The organism is Winogradskyella sp. 3972H.M.0a.05, assembly GCF_040493455.1.
In the GTDB taxonomy this organism is placed as follows: Bacteria; Bacteroidota; Bacteroidia; order Flavobacteriales; family Flavobacteriaceae; genus Microcosmobacter.
On sequence record NZ_JANFDA010000005.1, the window covers coordinates 75,484 to 101,616 of the forward strand.

Annotated in this window: 26 protein-coding genes; 17 read left to right on the forward strand and 9 right to left on the reverse strand. The window is 35.8% G+C overall.

The genetic code is table 11. The features are described from left to right. Nucleotides 1–85 precede the first annotated feature (85 nt). The 5 genes from era (at nucleotide 86) to NCE97_RS11190 (ending at nucleotide 5,552) form a co-directional block, all read left to right on the forward strand. Nucleotides 86–967 (forward strand): GTPase Era, encoded by an 882-nt coding sequence (gene era / locus NCE97_RS11170; protein ID WP_353779323.1) that lies wholly within the window; start codon nucleotides 86–88, stop codon nucleotides 965–967. Nucleotides 968–998: 31 nt separating this feature from the next. Beyond that, nucleotides 999–2,306 (forward strand): ribosome biogenesis GTPase Der, encoded by a 1,308-nt coding sequence (gene der, locus NCE97_RS11175; protein WP_353779324.1) that lies wholly within the window; start codon nucleotides 999–1,001, stop codon nucleotides 2,304–2,306. A gap of 37 nt (nucleotides 2,307–2,343) precedes the next feature. After that, complete coding sequence (locus tag NCE97_RS11180) at nucleotides 2,344–4,758, forward strand: T9SS type B sorting domain-containing protein (protein WP_353779325.1); 2,415 nt, start codon at nucleotides 2,344–2,346, stop codon at nucleotides 4,756–4,758. Nucleotides 4,759–4,888: 130 nt separating this feature from the next. Next, the gene (locus NCE97_RS11185; RefSeq protein WP_353779326.1) at nucleotides 4,889–5,347 is read left to right on the forward strand and encodes a hypothetical protein; all 459 of its coding nucleotides are present in this window, start codon (nucleotides 4,889–4,891) and stop codon (nucleotides 5,345–5,347) included. Nucleotides 5,348–5,351: 4 nt separating this feature from the next. Continuing rightward, entirely contained in the window at nucleotides 5,352–5,552 is a 201-nt protein-coding gene (locus tag NCE97_RS11190) for a helix-turn-helix transcriptional regulator (protein WP_353779327.1), read from the forward strand. Between the two features lie 40 nt (nucleotides 5,553–5,592). Here NCE97_RS11190 and NCE97_RS11195 read toward each other — a convergent pair whose 3' ends face one another. Genes NCE97_RS11195 through NCE97_RS11215 form a run of 5 tightly spaced genes read right to left on the reverse strand, consistent with a single transcriptional unit; the run spans nucleotide 5,593 to nucleotide 8,764 of the window. Then, complete coding sequence (locus tag NCE97_RS11195) at nucleotides 5,593–6,414, reverse strand: TPM domain-containing protein (RefSeq protein ID WP_353779329.1); 822 nt, start codon at nucleotides 6,412–6,414, stop codon at nucleotides 5,593–5,595. Then, nucleotides 6,414–6,860 (reverse strand): TPM domain-containing protein, encoded by a 447-nt coding sequence (locus NCE97_RS11200; protein ID WP_353779330.1) that lies wholly within the window; start codon nucleotides 6,858–6,860, stop codon nucleotides 6,414–6,416. Before NCE97_RS11200 ends, NCE97_RS11195 begins: the two co-directional genes overlap by 1 nt. Before the next feature lie 3 nt (nucleotides 6,861–6,863). After that, the gene (locus NCE97_RS11205; RefSeq protein ID WP_353779331.1) at nucleotides 6,864–7,451 is read right to left on the reverse strand and encodes a LemA family protein; all 588 of its coding nucleotides are present in this window, start codon (nucleotides 7,449–7,451) and stop codon (nucleotides 6,864–6,866) included. Between the two features lie 10 nt (nucleotides 7,452–7,461). After that, nucleotides 7,462–7,791, reverse strand: coding sequence for a MerR family transcriptional regulator (locus NCE97_RS11210; protein WP_353779332.1), 330 nt, complete (start codon nucleotides 7,789–7,791; stop codon nucleotides 7,462–7,464). A 1-nt stretch (nucleotide 7,792) separates the two neighbouring features. After that, entirely contained in the window at nucleotides 7,793–8,764 is a 972-nt protein-coding gene (locus NCE97_RS11215) for a M23 family metallopeptidase (RefSeq protein WP_353779334.1), read from the reverse strand. 109 nt (nucleotides 8,765–8,873) lie between these two features. On the opposite strand from NCE97_RS11215, the gene alaS reads away from it, so the two are divergent. From alaS to NCE97_RS11245, 6 genes are all read left to right on the forward strand, one after another. Next, entirely contained in the window at nucleotides 8,874–11,513 is a 2,640-nt protein-coding gene (alaS, locus tag NCE97_RS11220; RefSeq protein WP_353779336.1) for an alanine--tRNA ligase, read from the forward strand. Further along, complete coding sequence (locus NCE97_RS11225) at nucleotides 11,513–12,463, forward strand: GSCFA domain-containing protein (protein WP_353779338.1); 951 nt, start codon at nucleotides 11,513–11,515, stop codon at nucleotides 12,461–12,463. Before alaS ends, NCE97_RS11225 begins: the two co-directional genes overlap by 1 nt. 118 nt (nucleotides 12,464–12,581) lie before the next feature. Then, nucleotides 12,582–13,094, forward strand: a complete 513-nt coding sequence (locus NCE97_RS11230; protein WP_353779340.1) for a DUF6252 domain-containing protein — start codon at nucleotides 12,582–12,584, stop codon at nucleotides 13,092–13,094. 10 nt (nucleotides 13,095–13,104) lie between these two features. Continuing rightward, complete coding sequence (locus NCE97_RS11235; RefSeq protein ID WP_353779342.1) at nucleotides 13,105–14,973, forward strand: outer membrane protein assembly factor BamB family protein; 1,869 nt, start codon at nucleotides 13,105–13,107, stop codon at nucleotides 14,971–14,973. A gap of 209 nt (nucleotides 14,974–15,182) precedes the next feature. Continuing rightward, complete coding sequence (locus tag NCE97_RS11240) at nucleotides 15,183–17,273, forward strand: tetratricopeptide repeat-containing sensor histidine kinase (protein WP_353779343.1); 2,091 nt, start codon at nucleotides 15,183–15,185, stop codon at nucleotides 17,271–17,273. A gap of 69 nt (nucleotides 17,274–17,342) precedes the next feature. Further along, complete coding sequence (locus NCE97_RS11245; protein WP_353779345.1) at nucleotides 17,343–17,993, forward strand: response regulator; 651 nt, start codon at nucleotides 17,343–17,345, stop codon at nucleotides 17,991–17,993. A gap of 488 nt (nucleotides 17,994–18,481) precedes the next feature. Here the strand turns inward: NCE97_RS11245 and NCE97_RS11250 are convergent, their stop codons facing one another. The 4 genes from NCE97_RS11250 to NCE97_RS11265 all read right to left on the reverse strand — a co-directional run bounded on the left by NCE97_RS11250 (nucleotide 18,482) and on the right by NCE97_RS11265 (nucleotide 22,199). After that, entirely contained in the window at nucleotides 18,482–19,318 is an 837-nt protein-coding gene (locus tag NCE97_RS11250; RefSeq protein WP_353779346.1) for a phage tail-like protein, read from the reverse strand. Nucleotides 19,319–19,354: 36 nt separating this feature from the next. After that, nucleotides 19,355–20,260 carry a phage tail-like protein gene (locus NCE97_RS11255; RefSeq protein WP_353779348.1) on the reverse strand — a complete coding sequence of 302 codons (906 nt, stop codon included), beginning with the start codon at nucleotides 20,258–20,260 and terminating at the stop codon, nucleotides 19,355–19,357. 454 nt (nucleotides 20,261–20,714) lie between these two features. Beyond that, a complete protein-coding gene (gene coaD / locus NCE97_RS11260) occupies nucleotides 20,715–21,170 on the reverse strand; it encodes a pantetheine-phosphate adenylyltransferase (RefSeq protein WP_353779349.1) in 456 nt (151 codons plus the stop codon). Between the two features lie 51 nt (nucleotides 21,171–21,221). Then, nucleotides 21,222–22,199, reverse strand: a complete 978-nt coding sequence (locus NCE97_RS11265) for a D-alanine--D-alanine ligase (protein ID WP_353779350.1) — start codon at nucleotides 22,197–22,199, stop codon at nucleotides 21,222–21,224. A gap of 216 nt (nucleotides 22,200–22,415) precedes the next feature. Here NCE97_RS11265 and NCE97_RS11270 point away from each other — a divergent pair, with 216 nt between their 5' ends. The 6 genes from NCE97_RS11270 to NCE97_RS11295 all read left to right on the forward strand — a co-directional run bounded on the left by NCE97_RS11270 (nucleotide 22,416) and on the right by NCE97_RS11295 (nucleotide 26,095). After that, nucleotides 22,416–22,898 (forward strand): PASTA domain-containing protein, encoded by a 483-nt coding sequence (locus NCE97_RS11270; protein WP_353779352.1) that lies wholly within the window; start codon nucleotides 22,416–22,418, stop codon nucleotides 22,896–22,898. A gap of 1 nt (nucleotide 22,899) precedes the next feature. Then, entirely contained in the window at nucleotides 22,900–23,925 is a 1,026-nt protein-coding gene (locus tag NCE97_RS11275) for an RluA family pseudouridine synthase (protein ID WP_353779354.1), read from the forward strand. Nucleotides 23,926–24,001: 76 nt separating this feature from the next. Then, the gene (locus NCE97_RS11280) at nucleotides 24,002–24,655 is read left to right on the forward strand and encodes a VOC family protein (protein ID WP_353779356.1); all 654 of its coding nucleotides are present in this window, start codon (nucleotides 24,002–24,004) and stop codon (nucleotides 24,653–24,655) included. Nucleotides 24,656–24,679: 24 nt separating this feature from the next. Next, nucleotides 24,680–25,048: a VOC family protein gene (locus tag NCE97_RS11285; protein WP_353779358.1), complete on the forward strand. Its 369-nt coding sequence runs from the start codon at nucleotides 24,680–24,682 to the stop codon at nucleotides 25,046–25,048. Between the two features lie 20 nt (nucleotides 25,049–25,068). Then, entirely contained in the window at nucleotides 25,069–25,827 is a 759-nt protein-coding gene (gene yaaA / locus NCE97_RS11290; protein ID WP_353779360.1) for a peroxide stress protein YaaA, read from the forward strand. A 13-nt stretch (nucleotides 25,828–25,840) separates the two neighbouring features. After that, nucleotides 25,841–26,095, forward strand: coding sequence for a hypothetical protein (locus tag NCE97_RS11295; RefSeq protein WP_353779362.1), 255 nt, complete (start codon nucleotides 25,841–25,843; stop codon nucleotides 26,093–26,095). Nucleotides 26,096–26,133 lie beyond the last annotated feature (38 nt).

Here is a 26,133-nt window from a genome sequence, read left to right on the forward strand (position 1 = left end):
ATTAACCTTGTATATTAAAATCGAATCACGTTAAAAAAGTCATCATACTTTTTTTAATAGTACCTTTGTGGACTAAAATAATGCGATGCACAAAGCAGGTTTTGTAAATATTATTGGTAACCCAAATGTGGGGAAGTCAACGCTCATGAATGCTTTCGTTGGTGAAAAGCTATCCATCATTACGTCTAAAGCTCAAACTACGAGACATCGTATTCTGGGTATTGTTAATGGTGAAAATTTTCAGGTGATATTATCTGACACGCCAGGGATCATAAAACCAGCTTATGAGCTCCAAGAGTCAATGATGGATTTTGTAAAATCAGCTTTTGAAGATGCAGATGTATTGGTATATATGGTTGAAATTGGAGAAAAAGACCTTAAAGATGAAGCCTTTTTCAAGAAGATTACAAATTCAAAAATACCAGTACTTCTCTTGCTCAATAAGATAGATCAATCCAATCAAGAACAATTAGAAGAGCAAGTTACACTATGGCAAGCCAAAGTACCCAATGCAGAAGTGTATCCAATTTCGGCTTTAGAAGGATTTCAGGTTGAAACTGTTTTCGATCGTATTATTGAGTTGTTGCCAGAATCTCCGCCTTTTTATCCAAAAGATCAGTTGACAGATAAGCCAGAGCGTTTCTTTGTAAATGAAACCGTTAGAGAAAAAATATTACTCAACTACAAGAAAGAGATTCCATATGCTGTAGAAGTAGATACAGAAGAGTTTTTCGAAGAAGAAAATATCATTAGAATTCGTTCTGTTATCATGGTAGAACGCGATACGCAAAAAGGCATCATTATTGGTCACAAGGGGTCTGCGTTAAAACGTGTTGGTGTTGAAGCAAGGAAAGACTTAGAGACATTCTTCGGAAAACAAATTCATCTTGAACTTTACGTTAAAGTAAATAAGAATTGGCGCTCTAATGCTAACCAATTGAAACGTTTTGGTTACAATCAGAAGTAAAATAATATCTTTGCAGGCTTAATTAATTTAAATGAGTGCAATAGTAGCTATAGTAGGAAGACCAAATGTTGGAAAATCAACATTCTTTAATCGCTTAATACAAAGACGAGAAGCCATTGTTGATGCCGTAAGTGGTGTTACCAGAGATCGTCATTACGGTAAGAGTGATTGGAACGGTAAAGAGTTTTCGCTTATCGATACAGGAGGTTATGTTGTAGGTAGTGATGATATCTTTGAAGCTGAAATAGACAAGCAAGTAGAATTAGCTATTGATGAAGCCGATGCAATCATTTTTATGGTTGATGTTGAGAGTGGTGTTACAGGAATGGATGAAGATGTTGCCAACTTACTTCGCAAAGTAAAGAAGCCTGTATTCCTAGTTGTGAATAAAGTTGATAATGCCAAGCGTGCCGAAGATGCTGTTGAATTTTATTCGCTTGGTCTTGGCGAATATTATACGATTGCAAGTATTAATGGAAGCGGAACAGGAGATCTACTCGATGCACTTGTTGAAACTTTACCAGATAAAGAAGAAAGAGAAGAAGGAGATGCATTACCAAGATTTGCTGTTGTTGGTAGGCCTAACGCAGGAAAATCATCTTTCATCAATGCATTGATAGGAGAGGACCGATACATTGTTACAGATATTGCAGGAACCACAAGAGATGCAATTGATACTAAGTATAATCGTTTCGGATTTGAATTTAACTTAGTAGATACTGCAGGTATCAGAAAGAAATCAAAGGTAAAGGAAGATCTAGAATTCTATTCTGTGATGCGTAGTGTTAGAGCCATAGAACATGCAGATGTATGCCTATTGGTTTTTGATGCGACCAGAGGATTTGACGGCCAGGTTCAAAATATATTTTGGTTAGCTGAACGCAATCGTAAGGGAATTGTAATTCTGGTAAACAAATGGGATTTGGTAGAAAAAGACCATAAGACAACAAAAGACTTCGAAAAGATCATTAGAAAACAGATTGAACCATTTACAGATGTACCAATCGTATTTATATCCGCATTAACCAAGCAACGTATCTTTAAAGCCATAGAGACTGCTGTTGATGTGTATAAAAATAGATCAAAGCGTATCAAGACGAGTGAGCTAAACGATGTGTTACTTCCTATCATCGAACACAATCCGCCACCTGCATATAAAGGTAAATATGTGAAGATAAAATACATCATGCAGTTGCCGACACCGCAACCACAGTTTGCATTTTTCTGTAACCTACCACAATATGTAAAAGACCCTTACAAACGCTTCTTAGAAAATAAACTAAGAGATCATTTTAACTTTAATGGTGTACCAGTAACGGTATACATGAGAAAAAAATAGTTTATCTTTATAAGTTCTGAACTCAGTTTTAGAACTCGTGAAAAAAATTGCTATTGTTTTTACACTTTTCTTAACTGTGGCTTATAGCCAAAGTTTACCACCATCTATTGATGTTGTAGGTGAACAGTTTTATTGTGCTGATGCGCCAATGCCTATAGCTACAGATGTTAACATCACTCCGCCAAGTGTAGGTGTTAATACTTGGGATAATGTTATTATTCAGATATCTCAAGGCTATGTTATGGGACAAGATGTTTTATTCCTATCTGGCACTCATCCCAACATTACAGCTTCTTGGTCAATTACAGAAGGGCAGTTAACGTTAACAGGACCTGCTACATTTGAAGAATTTGAAGCCGCAATTTTAGATGTGCTTTTTGATACGATTCAGGCAGATTTCACTACAGATAAATTCTTTTCTATAAACCTTGGGAATGCTAATTTCTTACCTTCTACCGGACACTATTATTTGTATGTGCCAAGTTTAGGCATAAGGTGGACCGATGCAAGAGATGAAGCTGCCAGTCTAGATTATTTTGGGTTACAAGGCTATTTAGTTACTGTTCGGACAATAGAGGAAGCCCAATTAACAGGCGAACAAGCACCAGGTACTGGATGGATTGGTGCTAGCGATGCTGAATCTGAAGGCATCTGGAGATGGGTCACAGGACCAGAAAATGGATTAGCATTTTATAATCAAAACACTGGGACACCAATAGGAGGTGAGTTTAACTTCTGGAATATCGGAGAACCCAATGATTTTAACGGCGAAGATTACGCACATATTACAGACCCAACTATAGGTGAGTTAGGTTCATGGAACGATTTGCCTAACCTACTTACCAATCCAGCAGACCCATATTACCCAAAAGGGTATATTGTAGAATTTGGAGGTATGCCTGGAGACGATACAAGCTTATCACTTTCGGGGAGTTCAAGAATTATTACGCCAAAAGTGCAGTATAATGAAGTAAGTGTTTGTGAAGGCGATGAAGTGGATATTTCAGTAAGTTCCAATGTAGATACACTGATATGGTACGAAACCGCAACCGCTTCAGAATCTATTTTTACAGGATCAACGATTACAGTAATTGTTGATGAAGCTGTAACCTATTGGGTAGAACCATTATTTCAGGGCTGTAACGAAGGGAATAGATTGCCAATCGCTATACAAACATTAGACTTGCCTGAAGCTAACGACATATTGATTTCACAATGTAGTACTAATGTTGCCAATGAGACTGCCGAATTCAACCTTAGTGAATATATTGAAAACATTACAGGAGGTATTACTGAAAATAGAGAAGTCAATTTTTACTCGGATGCAAATTTAACATTGCCAATAAATAGTGAATCTTACACGAGTATGTTCAATAATCAAATTGTATATGCTCAGGTCATAAACACACTTACATCTTGCGTAAATATCTCTGAAGTTACGCTGCAGTTGAGTGCTTTGGTGCAATTAAACCCAGCTTATATAGAAGCATGTGATTCTGTAGATGAAGATGGGATTACCACATTTGATCTTTCAATGGCCGAAAATCAGATTTTTGATGCAATTCCTGTAGGGTTTGACTTTTTATATTTTGAAACGTATGAAGATGCACTATCTGGAATAAATCAGCTACCAAACGATTACACCAATATAGAGCCTTATAACCAAACCATTATAGCTAGAATTGAAGCCAGTGGATCATGCTATGGAATAACCGAAGTGTTTCTAAATGTAGCTCCACTTCCAAATACGGACCTTATTGAAGTGGTTTGGTACTGCTTAAACACATATCCTGAAACCATTACACTTACAGGAGGAATACAAGAAGACAGTCCAAGTAACTATTACTATTCCTGGTCTACAGGAGAAACTACATCTACCATAGAAATTAATGAACCTGGAATTTATACAGTTAATGTCACAAGCGTAGCTGGCTGTACCAAACTTAGAACCGTTACAGTATCGGCTTCGGGTACAGCAACCGTAGAAGATGTCTCAGTTGTTGATCTGTCTTCAGATAATAATACGATTACGGTTTTGGTTTCAGGTGAAGGTGAATACGAGTATTCAATCGACAACTCTAATTATCAAACCTCAAATGTGTTCGAAAATCTTCAAGCTGGAGTATATACCGTATACATTAAGGATATTGAAAACGACTGTGGTATTACGGCACAAGAAGTATTCGTGGTAGGCTATCCTAAGTTTTTTACACCAAACGACGACACCTTCAATGATGTTTGGCGACTGAAAGGAATTTCTCAAGAAGCAAGACAGTTTGTAAGTGTAAAAATCTATGATCGCTTTGGAAAATTGCTAAAAACGTTATGGTCTTCCAATGATTTTTGGGATGGTACATACAATGGTAATGCGATGCCATCTAGTGATTATTGGTTTGTAGCAACCTTAGAAGATGGTAGAACCTTTACCGGACATTTCTCTCTTAGACTATAATTTTTTAACTATTTGACTTTCAGTTTAGTAAAATTTAATTTGTAAATTTTACATGATAAAAAGTAAAGTATAGTTTACTTTTTGTAAATTTTTGTATACATTTGTTTCGTAATTATTAATCACATCAATTATGAAAACGAACAATTTATTATCCAATAAGTACAAACGAATAGGTTGGGTACTTTTTACATTAGGATTAATTTCTGGCTTAGTTTTAATGTTTTTGAATTTTGAAGTAAGCATTTTAGAAGTGAATGTATTATCCATTTACAGTGATACCATTTTCAATTCTGAATCTGATGGTTTCTTCAAAATAGTAGAGAATAGTATCGCTGATGAATTGTCTGCTTTATGTATTATTGCAGGCGGAATTATGGTGGGCTTCTCCAAAGAGAAAGTTGAAGATGAATTTATATCCAAGTTGCGAACAGACTCTTTGGTTTGGGCTATTATTGTTAATTATATAATATTGGCGCTGGCAATCATTTTTGTGTACGACATGACATTTTTTAATGTCTTGGTTTTTAACATGTTTACGCCATTGCTGTTTTATATTTTTAGATTCAATTATTTAAAATCAAAAGCTTGAAGTTATGAAGAATAGTATAAAAGTAGAGCGTGCCAGACACGACATGACTCAAGCAGATCTTGCAGAAAAGATAGGTGTCAGCAGACAGTCTATTAACGCCATAGAAAAAGGTAAATATGTACCGTCAACAATTTTAGCACTAAAGATTGCGAAGTTGTTTAAACTCTCAGTTGAAGAAATTTTCCAGTTAGACCCTGAAGACTAAACAATGCTTTTGTAGGTTGGTAGGACTCGCGGATGCAGTTTTACCAACCACCAGAGGCACCGCCTCCGCCTCCGGAGCCGCCACCAAAGCCACCGCTGAAACCGCCACCGCCAAAACCACCTCCAGAGGAGCCACCACCAAAACCTCCGAAGCCACCTGAGCTGCGTCTGTAACTTCCACGTCCAGAATTACTCAAGATAATTGCTTCAAGGATATCACTTCCAGATCCACTTCCTCTTCCTCCAGAACCACCACCGCCACTACGTTTGCTAGCTAGAATAATAATGAGAATAAAAAAGAAGAAGAATAGGAAAAGAATAACAACACCAAACGGAAATGGAGTTGCTCTCGACCCTGAGTTTTGATACTCACCAGACATGACTTCGAAAATGGCATCAACACCTCTGTTGAGGCCACCTGCATAATCATTTCTCTTAAAGTATGGGATGATATCGCGCTCAATAATGCGTTTAGACATGGCATCAGTAAGCAAATGTTCAACACCATAACCCGTATTTATAGAAATACGTCTGTCATCCTTGGCTAATAAGATAAGAATACCATTATCCTCTTTTGCTTGTCCAATTCCCCAGTCGTGCAACCAATTGGCTCCTAAGTAGAGAATATCCTCTCCTTCGGTTGAAGAAATAGCTATAACAACTATTTGGGTTGAAGTACTATCAGAATAACGAATCAATTTTTGCTCCAGTCTCTGATTTTCAGGAGTAGATAATAAGCCTACATAATCATAAACACTGGTTTGGTTTTTTGGTTTATCAGGAATCTCATATTGAGCAAAGCTAAAATTCACACAAGTTATGAGTGAGAAGACAAAAAGGAGATATGCTTTTTTAGAGAACATTAGCCTTTGGAAATTTCATTAGATAATTCATCTCTATCTCCAAAACGCCAAGGGAAGAATGCTTTGAGTTGTTTTCCTGCTTCTTGTATTGCTGCAATTAATCCATTGGCATAGTCATCCTTTTTAAAATGTGAGGTCATTAGACTTTTAGTACTGTCCCAAAAATCATCAGAGACGACTTCATTAATGCCTTTATCACCATAAATAGCAAATTGTTTGTCTTCAACAGCCACATAAATCAGCACCGCATTATGCTGTTCGGTATTGTGCATTTTTAGGATTTGAAAAACCTCTAAAGTTCGCTCCTCTATAGTTTTGTCATGAGTATTATGTTCTAAATGAACACGAATTTCACCAGAAGTTTGCCTTTCAGCATTCCTGATAGTATCTATAATTTGTTGCTCCTGGGAAGCAGTTAGGAAATCTTCAATGGAACGTTGAGACATCAATTAGTCGAATTCAAAATTTACATCAGGAGCTTTTTCAGATCCTTCTTCAGCCTTATAATAATCCATTTTTTTGAAACCAAGTGGACCAGCAAGCAAGCTCCTTGGAAAGCTTCTTACATATTCATTATAAGGTCTTACAGCTTCATTGAACCTATCTCTGGCAACATTGACACGGTTTTCAGTACCTTCTAATTGACTTTGTAGATTTAGGAAGTTCTGATTCGCTTTTAAATCAGGATAACGTTCAACAGTTACTAATAATCTTGAAAGTGCACTAGTTAAGCCACTTTGAGCTTGATTAAATTGCTGCAATTGTTCTGGAGTAATATTGGATGGATCTATAGAAATAGAGGTCGCTTTGGCTCTAGCATCAATAACGTCTTTTAGAGTTCCACGTTCAAAATCTGCAGCACCTTGAACGGTTTTTACTAAGTTTCCGATAAGATCATTACGTCTTTGGTAAGAACTTTCTACATCTGCCCAAGCTTGAGATACATCTTCTTGTAAGCCTATAGCAGAGTTGTTAATATTCATTCCCCAAAGGACTATAACCAAGACTAGTATTAAAGGTAAGACCCATTTTTTCATGATGTATGTGTTAAAGTTGATTTTTTATTTTGATAAGCTGAGCTTTTACGCTTTCTAGCTTAGTGATAATCTCATAGTTAGTCAGTGATTTTTTCTTGCCCTCTTTCAAGTGAATTTTAGCACCTTCCAAAGTAAAACCACGTTCCTTGACCAAATGGTAGATATACTTGAGATTCTTTATGTCTTCTGGAGTAAACTTACGATTGCCCTTAGCATTCTTTTTGGGTTTCAATACATCAAACTCTTTTTCCCAAAATCTTATCAAAGAGGTATTCACACCAAAAGCTTTGGCGACTTCACCAATACCATAATAACGTTTTTCTGGAAGATCGAGATGCATATTAATCGAGAGATTGATTTTCTAATGAAGCTTTCTGCAACAACTTATCAAACTCTTCAGCAGATAAATTACCATAGTAGAAATTGATTGGGTTGATGCGTTCACCATCTTTAAAAACTTCATAATGAAGATGTGGTGCTTCAGAACGTCCTGTACTACCAACGTAACCAATAAGATCGCCACGCTTCACGCGCTGGTTAACACGAACATTATATTTATGAAGGTGTGCATATAAAGATACATAACCATAGCCATGATCTATTCTGATATGCTTACCATAACCAGAAGCACTATTGTCGGCACGTTTTACAACACCATCTCCCGAAGCATATACTGGCGTTCCTCTTGGTGCTGTAAAGTCCATTCCAAAATGAAACTTTCTGGCTTTGGTAAATGGATCAGTTCTGAAACCAAAACCGGAAGCCATACGTGTTAAGTTTTCATTATTTACAGGTTGAATTGCTGGTATAGCTTGTAGAAATTTTTCTTTGTCCTCAGCGAGTATAGCAATTTCATCCAAAGATTTAGATTGCACCACGATGGCTTTTTCCAAAATATCCAGACGCTTATTACTTTCAATAATCAGTTTAGAATTATCAAAGCCTTGAAACTTCTTATAACGATTAATACCACCAAAACCTGCTCTTCGCTGCTCTTCTGGAATAGGGTTAGCCTCAAAATAGTGTCTATAAATAGCATTGTCTCGTTCCTCTACATTTTCTAAAGCGAGAACGGCTTCCTCCATGCGATCATCCAAAATCTGGTACTGAAGCTTCATGTTCTCGAGTTCTCTAGCCAATTCTTTTTCCTTGGGAGATTGAATAAACTGGCTGGCAATAAAGACAAACAGAAAACCAAATAAGGCAGAAGCTACTAAAAACAGCAATGCATATTTTAAAGTAGTACGTCTTTTGCGCTCAATTTTCCTATAGGAAAGCGTTTCGGAATCGTAATAATATTTTACCTTACTCATGTCCTAATTTATACTATTTTTGCTGAGAAATAACCAGAATTTTAATAGCAAACGACCAAAGATAAAAATTGTTTAGCAATTAAGGTAATTTAACAACAATTTAGCGTAGATGAAATCCCAAGATATTCGTGCAAAGTTTTTAGAGTTTTTTAAGTCTAAATCTCACCTTATAGTACCATCGGCTCCGATGGTGACCAAGGATGACCCAACATTGATGTTTATCAATTCTGGGATGGCACCATTCAAAGAATATTTTTTAGGAAATGGTACACCTAGCAATAACCGAATTGCAGATACCCAAAAGTGTCTTAGAGTTTCTGGTAAGCACAACGACCTAGAGGAAGTAGGATATGATACCTATCACCATACGTTATTCGAGATGCTTGGGAACTGGAGCTTTGGAGACTATTTTAAGAAAGAAGCTATTGCGTGGGCATGGGAATTATTGACGGAGGTTTATGGTATTGATAAAGACATGCTGTATGTCACTGTATTTGAAGGTAGCGATGATGCTGATAACTTACCTATGGACCAAGAAGCCTACGATCTTTGGAAAGCTATAATCCCTGAGGATCGCATCCTAATGGGAAACAAAAGTGACAACTTCTGGGAAATGGGAGATCAAGGACCTTGTGGACCTTGTAGTGAGATACATGTAGATATTCGTTCCGATGAAGAAAAAGCTAAAGTAGACGGGAAAACTTTAGTAAATATGGATCATCCGCAAGTTGTTGAGATTTGGAATCTGGTATTCATGCAATACAATCGTAAAGCAGATAAATCACTAGAAAACCTTCCAAACAAACATATCGATACAGGAATGGGCTTTGAGCGTCTATGTATGGTATTACAAGATGTAAAATCCAACTATGATACAGATGTCTTTACACCAATCATTAGAGAAATTGAAGCGATTACTGGTAAAGATTATGGTAAAGATGAAAAAGTAGATATTGCGATTAGGGTGATTTCTGACCATGTTAGAGCTGTTGCGTTTTCAATTGCAGATGGCCAATTACCTAGTAATACTACAAGAGGATATGTTATTAGAAGAATCCTAAGACGAGCTGTACGTTATGGCTTTACGTTTTTAGATAAGAAAGACCCATTTATTTATCGTCTGGTGGATATATTGGTTAAGAAAATGGGGAAAGCATTCCCAGAGCTAAAAGCACAAAAGCAACTTATAGAAAATGTTATAAGGGAAGAGGAACAGTCCTTCTTGAGAAAGCTAGACCAAGGATTGGTTTTGCTAAGTAGAATTGTTGAAAATTCAGCATCTAAAGAAATATCAGGTTCAAAAGTATTTGAATTGAAGGATACTTATGGCTTTCCTGAAGATTTAACAGAACTTATTCTTAGAGAACAAGGGTTTACCTATAATAAAGAAGACTTTAAACTAAAGCTAAAAGAACAACAAGAGCGAGGAAGAAAAGGAGCTGAACAAAAATTAGATGATTGGACAGTTTTAATAGAAGATGAAGAGCAGGAGTTTATTGGTTATGATGCACTTGAAACTAATGTTAAGCTGACACGTTATAGAAAAGTGACTTCAAAGAAAGAAGGCGAGATGTATCAACTAGTCTTTAATCTTACGCCGTTCTATGCTGAAGGTGGTGGACAAGTAGGAGATAAAGGCTATTTGGAAGATGTTCATGGTGATGTAGTATATATTTTGGATACCAAAAAAGAGAACAATGTCATTGTTCATTTCGCTAAGAATTTACCAAAGCATATTGATGAAACCTTCAAAGCTGTTGTCGATCAAAAGCAACGCGAGCGTACAGAAAGTAATCATACAGCGACACATTTATTGCATCAGGCACTAAGAGAAGTTTTAGGAACTCACGTAGAGCAAAAAGGATCTGCAGTACACTCTAAATACTTACGTTTCGATTTTTCGCATTTTTCAAAAATGACTGTAGAAGAATTGCGTGATGTAGAGAACTTTGTCAATGCGCGTATCGAAGGACGATTACCTTTAGAAGAGCAGCGTAACATTCCGATGGATAAAGCTATTGAAGAAGGAGCAATGGCGCTGTTTGGTGAGAAGTATGGAGATACTGTGAGAACCGTTCGTTTTGGACAGTCTATAGAATTGTGTGGAGGTACTCACGTGAAAAACACGTTCGACATTTGGCATTTCAAAATTGTATCAGAAGGTGCTGTAGCAGCAGGTATTAGAAGGATTGAAGCGATTACAAAAGATGCTGTGAAGGATTTTTATTTTGAAAACAATAGAGCCTTTTTTGAAATCAAAGATTTACTGAACAATACAAAAGAACCTGTAAAAGCTGTCAAAGCATTACAAGATGAAAATTCTGATCTCAAAAAGCAGATAGAACAATTACTCAAGGATAAAGCTAAGAACCTTAAAGGCGATCTTAAAAATGAAATTGCTGAAGTGAATGGCATTAATTTTATTGCCAAGAAAGTTGACTTAGATGCTTCAGGCATAAAGGATTTATCTTTTGAATTAGGCGGAGAAGTAGACAACCTTTTTGCACTCTTCGGTGCTGAAAATAACGGTAAGGCTATACTATCTTGCTATATCTCAAAAAACCTAGTTGCTGAAAAAGACCTGAATGCAGGGCAAATTGTTCGCGAACTTGGGAAATATATTCAAGGTGGCGGCGGAGGACAGCCATTCTTTGCAACAGCAGGAGGAAAAAATCCAGATGGATTAGATGAAGCTATTAGAGAGGTCAAGAATAAAATACCTAAGCCTGGACCAAATCCATTTGATTAATGGAATTTCAAACCAAAATATCAATTCCAAAACAGCAGCACGATTTAATTTCGTATCAGTCAAAATTATTATTGACTGGTTCCTGTTTTGCCGAACATATTGGAGAGAAGTTCGATTACTACAAATTCCAAAGCACAACGAATCCTCTAGGGATATTATTTCACCCATTAGCTGTTGAGCAGTTAATTACTAATGCTGTTAATGAAAAGCGTTATCAAGACAATGATGTCTTTTCCCTTAACGAGCAATGGCATTCCTATGAAGCACACTCTAGAATGAGTACAGCATCAAAGGATGAATTGTTATCTGGTCTAAACAATGCAGTTCAATTAACTCATAAAAATATTCTAGAAGCGTCTCATGTCATCATCACATTAGGAACCGCTTGGGTATATAGACATATTGAAACTGATACAATTGTAGCCAACTGCCATAAAGTACCTCAAAAGAAGTTTTTAAAAGAACTACTCTCAGTAGATGCAATTAAAGAAAGTCTGGAAGCTATCATCAGTTTAGTTAGAAGCGTTAATCCAAAAACAACATTCATATTTACCGTTTCACCCGTTAGACATCTTAAAGATGGTTTTGTTGAAAACAAAAATAGTAAGGCGAATTTAATTAGCGCTATTCATCAAGTTGTAGAGCCTAGGAAGCACATATATTATTTCCCATCTTATGAAATCATGATGGATGAATTGAGAGATTATAGATTCTATTCAGAAGATATGATTCATCCAAATGCCTTAGCGGTTAATCACATCTGGGAAAGATTCAAAGAAGTTTGGATCGATAGCCAAACGTATTCTACAATGGATGATGTTGAAACTATTCAAAAAGGATTAGCACATAGACCTTTCAACCCAAATTCAGAAGCACATCAAAAATTCTTGCAAGATTTAGAAGAAAAGAAAAATAAGCTTCAGCAAAAGCTTCCTTTTGTACATTTTTAATTCTTGTAACGTATTCATTTTCAATACATATTAAAAAATATACGCTAGATGCCGTATTGATTGGCGTATGATTATACGGCAATTTTGTTCTCGTTATTAACCAATAAATACTTCAACAATGAGAACGATTAAGCAATTCATGTTACTAGTAATGACAATATCAATGGTGTCATTAACATCCTGTAAAAGCGATGACGACGGTGGAAGTCCAGGAGCAGCTGGAGCTGGAACCATAGAAGCATCTATCGACGGAACGGCGTTTACATCCTTGGACATTACCTCTATTGCAACTTTGGCAAATGGGAATTTAATTATTCAAGGAAACGATGCAGATGGTAGAGCAATTGTAATTACCATTTTCGGATACAACGGAACAGGAACTTATAATTTTGATGGAAATTCTGTAGTGTTCAATATTGCAACCTATACCGAAGCAGATATCAATAATCCGATGAACTCACAAAGTTGGGCTGCACCATTCGATACTACAGTAGCAGGTTCGGTTTCTGTATCTACAGAGACAGATGATAATGTTCAAGGAACTTTTGAGTTTACTGGGCAAAATGCCAATGACAATAGCCAGAAGGTTATTTCTAATGGGTCATTTAATTTAACTAAGCAAGTGCTTTAATAGTTCTGTTATGAAAACGCTATTAATTCACTCTAGTAAATATGTAACGATGCTTGTGCTCTTTCTGAGTGCAACATCGTTATTAGCACAGAAGGCAGAAACTCCAGACAATAGCTATGCCTTAGGCGCTAAGATAAACGACATGACCATCACTGAAGGCGGAACAGTTGTAGTAGCCACTAATGATGGATTGGTAGGGATTAAACCAAATAACAGTAATTTATTATTCAACTTTACAGATTACGGAAAAGTAAAGCCAGAAGAACTAAACTTTATACCTAACGCACCTTATGTAGTTGTTGGTCAGACAGGTTTTGGAGGCTTACGAACTAAGAGTGCCGTAATCGATTATATGTCTGGCCAAACATTGTTTAGTACCGAAAAAAACGGTTGGAAAGCTATTGGTGTTTGCGAAGTGCTTATGCCACAGAACAAGCTAGTAGTTAGTGGCCAGCGAAGAGCAAAAGAGCAATATGCACAAGCTGTTGCCGTGTATGATCTTGGAACTGGAGACCAATTGAGTTTCGTAAAGATGAAAGGCTCACAACAAGCTATGGGCACACCATTAATGCTTTCGGATGGGTTGATTATTCCTACTACTAAAGGGTTAATCAAAGTAGATATGAACTCTGGAAATGTTGTATGGAAAAATGATATAAAGAATGTAGGTTGGATGGTTACAGATGAATCTGAAAAAGAGATTTATGCGTTTGCAAAAACTGCCAATCTTAAGAACACCAGAATTTATAAAATCAATGCCAATGGTTCACCAGCTTGGGCTGATGAGAGAAAAGTAAAAGGCGGAGTGTCTAACTTTCAGATTTTACCACAAGGATTAGCAGTAGTAAGTGATGTAGCAGATTCTGGAAAAAAAGGTTTAGGAAAACTAACTGCGGCTAGAGCAGAATCTAAGATTACAATGTTTAGCGCAGCTACAGGTGATGACCTTTGGGAAAAGGCACCAAAAACTAAAGGCTATGTACAGCACTTTTACATTGTAGAAGATGGTATTCTATTTGGAATCAGAGAAGGCGGAATAAATAAAGTGTCTTTTGATGGAAAACCATTATTTAAAAAACCATTAAAGACTGGCGAGAATATACATACTATGGCATTGACCAAACAAGGCCTGATTTATATTACAGATACAGATGCTAATATTATAAACCTTAGCAATGGTGAATCTATCTGGTCTAAGCCTATAAAGTACAAGAGAGCAAAAAGCGTTACCAGTGCATACGACTCAGGCCACGGAAGATATTTAATAAGTACTGGAGCAGAAATTATTGCTATAGATGAAAACAATGGAGAGGTATCTACCTTAGCTAGTTTCAAGTTTCAAGAAAAGGAGAATCCAACAGCGATGTCAATTAGAGATAATGGGATTTTGTTATCATCTTCACAGAACATGATGATGCTAAATTTTGATGGTTCAGAACAGTTTAATGAGTATTATAGATCTCCAGGTAAGAGTGCATTCGGTTCAATATTAATGGGAGCTTTGGCAGTTGCATCTACAGCGATGGCAACTTCAGCAGCTGCTAGAGCAGGAGCAAACAGAAATGCTCTTGGTCAGTATAATAGTTATGGTGCACAAATGAAACGTACTCAAGATATGTTTACAGCTATAGGGACAGCATCTTTTAAAGAATTAGCCAAGCGTTTCAAGGCAAGCTCGGCAACTAAGGATGCACAATTCATACTCACAAAACTAGATAGTGGTGTTGGTCTGGTAAAGCTTAATAAAGATACTGGATCTATGGAGAAAGAGATTGTACTTAAGGACAAAAAACCAGTCTATAAAGTAGATGAGTTTGGAGGATATTTATATTACAAATCAGGTGATAAAACAGTATTCGCCTACGATCTTAACAAATAAATCTTGTTGTTGAGATTTGTTGATTAGGCGTAATTTTTTGTAGGATTACGCTTAATCTTTTTTAATTGCTTCTTATCGAAAAAAACCCGATAAGAGTTTAATTAGTTTTTATATTAGTAATGCTATTAATCAATTTTTTTAAAAAGGCGTCAGTTATTCATAATGTTGGTTGCAACGTTTTGACTCTGATGCTTTTTTTGTCTGACATTATGAAAAAAACATCACTACTCATTGCCCTGATGTTTACCTTCTCTACATTTTCTCAATCCAAGGTAGAGCAAAAAATCGACAGCCTAAAGAACGTTTACGAAACTAAAACAGAACCCTTAATAAAGTATTCTGTGCTTTATGATGTAGGTCGCTACTACATATCTGTTAATATCGATTCCTCAATTACCATATTTAAACGGGTTGTAAAAGAAGCAAGGAAAATTGACAGCGACACGTTACAAGTAAAAGCGTTAATAGGCTTAGGATTAGCCTATTCTGATCAGAAGGAATTAGATTCTGCACAAGTCTTCTATGAACGTGCTGAGAAAATAATGGAAGATGTAGATCACACCGCATTAGAAAGTTCTCTTTATAATAACAAGGGGATAATGTTCTTCTACAAATCCGACTATGAATCCGCCAGAAAAGCTTTTGAAGGCGTTTTAGAAGTTGCCAAACGGACTAACAATTTGGATGACATGTCTAGGAGCTACAATAATATGGCATTATGCTATTCTTACTTAGGTAAGTATGAAGACGCTTTAGACATGCATATCGAATCTGCTAAGATAGCTGAGCAGTTGAATGACAAAATTGGTGTCGCCAAATCGTATAATAATATTGGTCTGCTTTATAGAGATCTAGAAGACTATGACAAATCGGAAGAATACTTGTTGAAATCTTTGGAGATTAAAAAGGTAGAAGGCTCTAAGGTTGATATGATTAGTAGTTATCTCAACCTTGGAGGAACATTAAGAAAGATTGGAATCAAAGACAAAGACACCTCACGTTTATTAAAAGCAAGGGATTACTACGATGAAGCATTGGAGTTAAGTAATGAAGCTAATTATAAAAACGGTAAAAATATAGCTTATGTAAATCTGGCTTTAGTAGAAACCACGCTTGGGAATTATAAAAAGGGGATAGAGTACGGTAAAATATCATTAAATAATAGCCTGGAAGCTGGAGATCCACATACAGAAATGGTATCTCGAGTTAACCTAGGAGATGCATATAGATACAGTAAACAATTTCAGCTTGCAGAAGAGCATTTAGTGAGAGGTTACGAAATGGCCAAAGAGCAAAGTTTGCTATACAATCAAAAAGAGACGGCGCTAATTCTCAGTCTGTTGAATAGCGATCAAGGAAAGTATAAACCCGCTTTAGAATATTATAAAGAGTATTATACGCTGACGGATTCCATTTCATCAACCGAAGTTCAGAATAAAGTCAATGAGTTAGAAACCAAATACGATACAGAGAAGAAAGAAAAACAAATCCTGATTCAAAGGGCTGAGTTGGCAGAGCAGGACCTTTTGATACAAAAACGGAATTACCAAATCTATGGATTATCTGGTTTTGCATTATTACTGGCCCTGATGGGATATTTGTTTTACAATCAACAAAAGCTGAAAAACCAACAATTACAAAAGGAGAACGAACTCAAGGATGCGTTGATCAAAATTGAAACTCAAAACAGATTGCAAGAGCAGCGTTTGAGAATTAGTAGAGACCTTCACGATAATATTGGCGCTCAACTAACCTTTATCATTTCATCCTTAGATAATCTAAAGTATGGTTTCAAATTACCAGACAAACTATCAGATAAGCTAACAGGAATCAGTTCATTTACGTCTTCTACAATTCAAGAACTTAGGGACACTATTTGGGCAATGAACAAGAATGATATAGATCTCGATGATCTGCAAAGTAGAATATCTAATTTTATTGAAAAGGCTAAGACTGCTAATGAAAATGTAGCGTTTCAATTTGCTTTAGGAGAGAATCTGTCTGAAGACATTAAATTCTCCTCTGTGAAAGGAATGAACATTTACAGAATCATCCAAGAAGCAGTAAATAATTCTTTAAAATATGCTGAAGCAAAATCCATTAAAGTGAATTTTGAAACCAATGATGAGGATATTTCATTTTCTATTGCAGATGATGGTAAAGGTTTCGAACCTAATGATGTTGAAGGTGGAAATGGATTGAATAACATGAAGAAGCGTGCCCAAGAATTGGAGGGAACGATTCGTATAGAATCTGAGGAAAACAAAGGAACCACTATAGCGGTAACAATACCAAAATAAAATAGGGCATTTGCCCTAAAGCCAAAAGGTTACCATTATCGTAACTTTAAGCTGATTTAATTTCATTGTATGAAGATAAAAGTTGCTATTGTAGATGATAATACCTTCCTCGTTAGCGCGGTTAAGGAAAAGCTGTCTTTTTTTGAAGATCTTAACTACAAGTTTTCGGCAATGAATGGTTCAGATCTGCTTACCAAATTGGAAGATAATCATAATCTAGATCTTATACTTATGGATATTGAAATGCCAGTGTTGAATGGTATTGAGACTACCGAAATTGTAAAGCAAAAATATCCTCACATTAAGATTATAATGCTGACTGTTTTCGATAATGACGAAAATATATTTAAAGCGATAAAAGCTGGAGCAGATGGATACCTTCTGAAAGATATTGATGCTAAATCGCTACATGATGGTATTGTTGAGACCTTAAATGGAGGTGCAGCAATGAATCCTTCTATAGCTTTGAAAACCTTAAAATTGTTAAGGAATCCAATAGACATTGAAAACCCTAAAGATAAAGAAGATATACAATTGACCAATAGGGAAACCGATGTGTTAGAACAACTGAGCAAAGGACTTAATTATAAGCAGATTGCGGATAACCTCATTTTATCACCGAGTACGGTAAGAAAGCATATAGAGAATATTTATAAGAAGCTACAAGTGCATAATAAATTAGAAGCCGTACAAAAAGCAAAGCGGAATAATTTAATATAAAAACCAAAAAGCGGAATCATTTATGATTCCGCCTTCACCTTTAAGAATGTAATCAATAACTAATTAATCTTTAATACATCTCAAAGGTGTTGTGTGTTCGTGGTTATAAGTATATCCAGTTAAGCCTGGGTGAGGGATTGTAGATGTAGCCATGTGCCCAAATGAATATCCACTATTATATCCACCATCATCAAGTAAAGTAGCAAAACCATTGCTTCCACCAGCTACATTAGAGTCAAGTAAAAGTAAGTTATTTTCTTGCGCACTACCATATGCATTAGGTAATTTTAAAAAGAAATTATGATCCCACAGGTCTACTAGTGCATAGAAGTCTCCTAGTGGATTGCTGGAATAAAGTGCTCTTGCATTGCTAAACTCAGCTTCCCATTCATCTTGAGTAGGAGGTCTAAAGCCATCAGGGCAAGGGTTACCAGAACCTAGGGAGCTTATGCGATTGGTAGAAGGAATGGTCCAATTTGGATCTGGACCTATATCAGAATAAGATTGGTACCATCTTGGGTCAAGCTAGCGTTTGTAGTATTCTTATCGCCAACTGCTGATGCGATGTCTGACAATAGTATGCTAACCGTACCACCGTCGCTATCTGTTAGAATAAGATTAGTTCCATCTTCGGTCAAACTAGCATTGGTTGTATTAGTATCGATCTGCGCTTTAAGATCTGCCAAAGATACTGTAGTTGTATTTCCATTTTCTAAAGTAACACTAAGTCCAGAGCCATTAATGCTAAAATCAGTTACGGTTTGATTGTCAGTATTTACCACTGTAGCAATATCAGTAAGTGATACTGTTGCTGTGTTTCCATCTTCCAGAGTAATACTTAATGTATTCCCTTGTACACTAAAATCAGAGACGATTTGGTCATCAGTACCTGCTGGACCACTAACTGAGTCTCCATCCATAATTCTTTTCCAAATACCACCTTTTACCTGAAATGATTTGTTGTCGTAATAGTAAAATCCAGGAGTTACTGAAACAATTGTATTACTTGCTCCAGGTAGGGTGTTACCAGTTCCTACATTATAAACAATCATTCCATCAAAACGATTTGGTACGTTAACAACATTCGTGAAAGCAGGTATAAAACCCTCAAAAGTTGTTAAATCAGTCCTTGGAAATAGTAATCCTTTTCCAAGATTATTAGTATTATTTAAAGCAGATGCAGATGATGCATCTAGAAAATAGGATGATATTCCTCCTGGAGAAACATTACCATTACCTGTAACCCGAACTTGAGCTGTTACATTATAAGAAGTTAATAATATTAGTAAAGCAACAGTTGTGTATATATATTTGATCATCTTCATCTTATTAAGCGTTTTAGTATTAGTAAGTGGTTAGAATTATATACCTAGAGCCCACCATTCTGTACCTGTCCATATTATTTTAGTTGAAACGGCAGGGAAAATCTGATTAGGACCTAAAGTTTTGTCTAGGTCTACAACATTGATTAGGTTTATTGCCGCTACAGAGTTTGCAGAAACATTAATAATTATAAAATCTCCAATATAAGCTCCACTAGCAGGAAGTGTAACAGTACGAGTAGTTGTTAAGTCATTCATCCTAAGCACTACATCATCAACATTTACAGTATAGTCTGCATCAGTAATTTCTACATAGTTTCCAGTGTTGAATTTAATTGATGGAGCAGTTTGCCAACTTGGCGTAGATCCGCTACCTCCACTAATAAGAACTTGTCCACTAGATCCGACTGCTCCTCCAGGTAATAGCTCACCAGAAAATTCTACATTACCATTAACATCCAGAGCCTGACTAGGATTGTTATTACCAATGCCAACGCGATCATTAGCTCCATCTATAAATAATGTATTAGAGTCAAAATCTATATTACCAGATGTCGTAGTGAACGAAAGACTACCTGATGTAGAAGTGAAAGCCAAATTGTTTGCTGCTTGAGTAACAGTGGTAGGCCCGATTAGAGAACCATTACCATCATATAAACCATTACCATCTGCTGAGCCACTGCCTGACCCTCCAATTGGGATCCAGATATTTCCGTCGGAATAATACTCAAATTGATTTGTATCTGTATTATAAATTAATTCACTCAAATCGGCTGATACAGCATCTCTTTCGGCTGTTGACATTCGAGGAATTAATATCCCAGCGCTACTAGATACAATGTCTAGTGCAGCTTGAGGGGTTTGTGTTCCAATACCTGCTTGAGCATTTAGACCATTAACAATAAGCAAACTGGTAATTGTGATAAAAAATTTGATAGCTCTCATAGATTAATTGTTATTTGTTTTAATACAGTAAATTTTATATAACGCATTACCTCCAACTAAAACAAACAATGGATTTTGTTTTAGCAAGAGTTAAGGCGAGATTAATCCCTTATTAATAAATTAGCATTTGTCTATGATGATATCTAACAGGTAATGTACTTAAGATCTCACTTAAGAGTTAGATGAAGGAATATAAAGATTGGTAATAGCTATATTCACGAGGGGATTCTCATGAATTATATTATTAAACTCTAGTTTAGTATGCCACCAAATTTTATTTATTCTATTAAGTGGTTATAAGTTAGAGTGTTAATTTGTTTTGCAAATATCAGATATTTTTCTTCTGCAGGCAAAAAAAAGCAAATGCTTTTTGTCTGAAAAAACACGCGCTTTATCGAAAATTTAAACTGGTTAATGAAGCTAAAGATCTAATTATTAATGGTTTTCAAGCTTTTCAATCTAACCTAACACTTCTTGGAACTAGTTTTGTGTAGTCGCCATTATTTCTAATTACATCTCTTACAATAGATGAGGAAATATAAGATGTGCTAGCTGCTGTTAATAAGAACACAGTTTCGATAGGAGCAAGATCTCTATTAGTATGAGCTATGGCTTTTTCAAACTCAAAATCGGCAGGATTGCGAAGCCCTCTAAGAATAAAGTCAACATTATTTTCTTTACAAAAGTCTACTGTAAGACCTTTATAAGTTACCACCTTGACTCTAGGCTCATCTTTAAAGGCATCTTCAATAAATTTTTGACGTTGTTCTAAAGAAAACATATACTTTTTATCAGCATTGATACCTATAGCTACAATAACTTCATCAAATAATTGTATACCTCTTTTAATGATATCATAATGTCCTAAAGTAATTGGGTCGAAAGATCCTGGGAAAATGGCTTTTTTCATGTTGATTCTATGAAACTAATACTAATTTTTAGCTACAACCAAAGATAATGATTAATTATTCATAGCTTCAGCTATAGCATTCTCAAATAATTCCTCTAAAGAGATACCAGCAGCATTAGCTTGTTGAGGTAGTATGCTTTCTTTGGTTAGGCCTGGCACTGTATTCACCTCTAATAAATGAGGTTCTCCATTTTTGAAAATAAACTCACTACGACTAAAGCCAGTCATTTTCAAAATATCATAAACACGTTTTGCAACAGACTTTGCTTTATGTGTTAGCTCATCAGATAATCTAGCTGGAGTTATTTCTTGAGATTGCCCAAGGTATTTAGCTTCATAATCAAAAAAATCATTATCACTTACTATTTCTGTGATAGGAAGCACAGTCGTTTCACCTTTATAAGTAATAACACCTATAGAAACTTCAGTACCATCCAAAAATTCTTCAATAATAATTTCATCATCTTCTTCGAAAGCAACATCAATTGCATTTTGAAGTTGTTCCTTTTTATGAACTTTAGTAATTCCAAAACTACTACCAGCTTTGTTCGCTTTCACAAAACAAGGTAAACCGACTTTAGAAATTATAGCATCTTCATCTACTGTATCACCTAAGTTCAGATAAAAACTTTCGGCCATCTTAATGCCATAAGGTTTTAATGTAGACAACAAATCTCTTTTATTAAAAGTCAGCGCAGCTAAGTACATGCTACAACTTGTGTGCGGAATATTCAAAAGTTCAAAATAAGCTTGCATATAACCATCTTCGCCCGGAGAACCGTGAATCGCATTAAAAACACAATCGAATGTAATTTTTTCGTCATGGGTTCTTACAGTGAAATCGTGCCTGTCAATATCAAATTCTTGACCTTCATCATTGACATAAACCCATTTGTCTTTAAAGATATGAACACGAAATGCATTGAACTTCTCTTTGTTAAAAGTATCATAGACTACATTACCGCTTTTTAGCGATATTTCGTATTCACTGGAGTAGCCTCCCATAATGATTGCAATGTTTTTTTTCATGTAAAATGCATTAGGTTGTCATCTAAACGTTACAATATTTCGTACTTTATTAAAGTTATCTTTAACAATTGTAAAAGTATAACTCAAAAGAATGCGTTTTTATATATTTGTCGGTAACTAAATTACTAAATGAGCCTAATAAAATTTCTTACCAGTAAAGTTTTTTTTAAACAAGTTGCTTTAGCTATTGTAGCACTTATAGTTATTTGCTTTTTAATGTTGAAGTGGTTAAAGGCTACTACAAACCATGGAGAGTTTGTTGAGGTTCCGGATCTTAAAGGAAAAACCTTGGACGTTGTAGAGATTGAAATCAATGATAACGACCTCCGTATGGAAGTGCAAGATTCTGCCAACTACAATCCAAAATATCCTAAGTATGCTGTTATTGAGCAATATCCTTTGGCAGGAGCAAAGGTAAAAGAAGACCGTAAGGTATATTTAATTTTGAACCCTTCAGGGTATAGAAAAGTTGCCGTACCAAATATTGTAAGACGTACTTTCCGTCAAGCTAAGCCAACGCTCGAAGCTTTAGGGTTTAAAGTTGGAAAGATCACGTATCAGGATGATATTGGTAAAGATGAAGTACTTGCTATAAGTCATGATGGAGAGCCAATACAAGCAGGCGACGAACTGGCTTTAACGTCTACCATAGACTTGGTTTTGGGTAACGGAAACCGTCGATCTTCTAACGAACCTTAGTATGGAAGATCAATCGATAAATCCAGATGATCTTTACGAACACTATTCTTTTGTTGCCGAAAAAGGGCAGCAACCACTTCGTATAGATAAATACTTAATGAACTTTATTGAGAATGCGACCCGAAATAAGATTCAGGCTGCAGCTAAGAGTGGAAATATCTTTGTGAATGATGTTCCTGTTAAGTCCAATTACAAGGTCAAAGCCAATGATGTTATAAGAGTATTGTTCGAACATCCACCGCACGAATATCTCTTGGTTGGAGAAGACATACCCATCGATATTGTATATGAAGATGATGATTTGTTGGTAGTGAATAAGCCAGCAGGCATGGTGGTGCATCCTGGACATGGAAACTATTCAGGTACATTAATAAATGGATTGATTTTTCATTTTGAAAATTTGCCAAAGAATTCTAGTGACAGACCAGGATTGGTACATCGTATCGATAAGGATACCAGTGGATTATTGGTTGTTGCTAAGACTGAAGATGCTATGAATCATCTGTCTAATCAGTTTGCTGAGAAAACCAGTGAGCGCGAATATGTTGCTTTGGTTTGGGGAAATGTAGATGAAGAGCAAGGTACAGTTGAAGGTAATATAGGCAGGCATCCAAAAAACCGATTACAGAATACAGTTTTTGAAGGCGATGATGCCTATAAAGGGAAACCTGCAGTAACGCATTATAAGGTCTTAGAACGTTTTGGTTATGTAACCCTTGTGTCATGTAGATTAGAAACTGGTCGTACACATCAAATCCGTGTCCATATGAAACATATCGGACACACACTCTTTAATGACGAACGCTATGGAGGTGAAAAAATATTGAAAGGCACTACCTTTTCTAAATACAAGCAATTTGTGGAGAACTGCTTCAAGATTTTGCCGAGACAAGCATTACATGCTAAGACCTTAGGATTTGAACATCCGAGTACTGGGAAATGGATGTCATTTACTTCTGAATTACCTGAAGATATCCAAAATTGCATTGCCAAGTGGCGCGATTACGCCAAGCACCAAAGCTTATAGTTTTTATTGATAATAGTATTGGTTTTTAAAGATGCTATCTATATGTAATCTCTTCTTATTCCTTTAATTTTGGAATATGAGAATTGAAGAAGTCACGCTTTTTACAAACAATATCAAAGCCCAAAAGCATTTTTATGCAGAGGTTTTAGGTTTAGAACAACTAGTTGATGAACCTCACATGATAGCGTTTAAAATTGGAGAAAGCGTACTTTCATTTCAATATAAATCATCGTTTAAGCCATCTCATTTAGCATTCAACATACCTTCGTATCAAGAAGAAGAAGCTTTAAAGTGGCTCGAGCAACGTGTAGAGATTTTGGATTTTGAAGGACAAAAGATTTCAGACTTTGTCAATTGGAATGCCAAGGCAATGTATTTCTATGATAGTGATAATAATATTTTAGAATTTATTGCTAGAAGAAATTTGAATATTGAAAATGATGTCGAGTTTTCTTCGTCTTCATTAGTGTCGATAAGTGAAATGGCGATTGCGACTAATGATATAGAGAGTTTGTATCAGCAGATTAATCGTATACAATCAATACCAATTTTTTACGGAGATTTTGATAGGTTTTGTGCCGTAGGAAATGATGAAGGATTATTTATTCTCATAGATAAAGCAAAGAAGACGTGGTATCCAACACTAGAGGAGGCGTTTACTTCGGACTTTATAATCAAAGGCGATTACAACTTTAGCTTTATAAATGGTAAATTACAGGAAATGAATTAATTTAGTTGACGTAATTTTCTAAGCATGAAGTACCATAGTTTAGTCCCAATGTTGTATACCAATGATATCGATGAAACAGTAAAGTTTTACGAAACACATTTAGGGTTTGCCTGCGATGATAAAGATGATGATTGGGGTTGGGCTTCAATATCCAAAGATGGTGTTAGACTAATGGTTACCAAACCTAACGAACATCTAGATTTTGATAAACCTGAGTTTACGGGCTCTTTTTATATCAAAACCTCGCACGTAGATGCGTTGTGGCAATCTGTAAAAGATAGTGTTGAGGTTTGCTACGCAATAGATAATTTTGAATGGAATATGCGAGAGTTTGCTATCTATGACAATAATGGTTATGTGATTCAATTTGGAGAAGAACTATCGCTTAATTAATAAAAAAAGAATTGTAGAATATGAAACTAGTATTATCACCAGCTAAGTCGCTGAATTTTGAAAGCGAGTTACCAACAAACATAAATACAGAAGCATGCTTTCTTGGTGAAGCAGAACGCTTGAACAAATTACTAAAAAAGAAGTCGGCCAGAAGTTTGTCGAAGTTGATGAAAATTTCTGATGCCTTAGGGCAACTCAATTACGAACGCAATCAGGAGTGGAGTTTACCATTTACACCAGATAATGCTAGGCAAGCGGTATATGCTTTTAGTGGTGACGTGTATAGAGGGTTGGATGTATATAATTTGTCCGATGATAAACTGGATAAGCTGCAAGATACTGTGAGAATCATTTCTGGGTTGTATGGTCTGTTGAAGCCAATGGATTTAATTCAACCTTATCGTTTAGAGATGGGTACAAAATTCCCTGTTGGTAAAAACAAGAATCTATACGAATTCTGGAAAGCTAAAGTTACTAGTGCGCTCAATGATGAGTTAGCAGAAGATGAGGTATTCTTAAATCTAGCCAGTAACGAATACTTCAAAGCAATCGATACCAAAGCTTTAAAAGTTCCTGTGGTATCAGCAAACTTTAAAGATCTTAAAAACGGCGAGTACAAAACCATCATGACCTTTGCTAAACTAGCTCGTGGTTATATGACACGCTATATTTTAGATACCAATGCCAATACCTTGGACGATATCAAAGGCTTTAACTATGAAGGTTATGGCTTTAGTGAGGCTTTGTCTACTGAGACTGAATTGGTGTTTATAAGATAGTTGTTGTTAATTAATGAGAAACTTGAATTTCGATATAAGCCCAGAAATCGAAAAAATACTTAATTCGGAAATTGATAATGGGAATAGTATTTTTGAATCTAATATGGAATATCCCGATAAAGGGTTTGTTTTGATTATAATGAATAAGCCTTTTTACAAAAAATATTCAGTTAAAAAATTAGAGTATAGAAGTTTAAATGATCCTCATTATTGGAAAGAGGAATATCATGATAAAGCTCTAAAACAAACTATAGCTTGTAAGTTCTAATTGATAAAATAAATTAATAACCTCGGTCGGTGTGTACA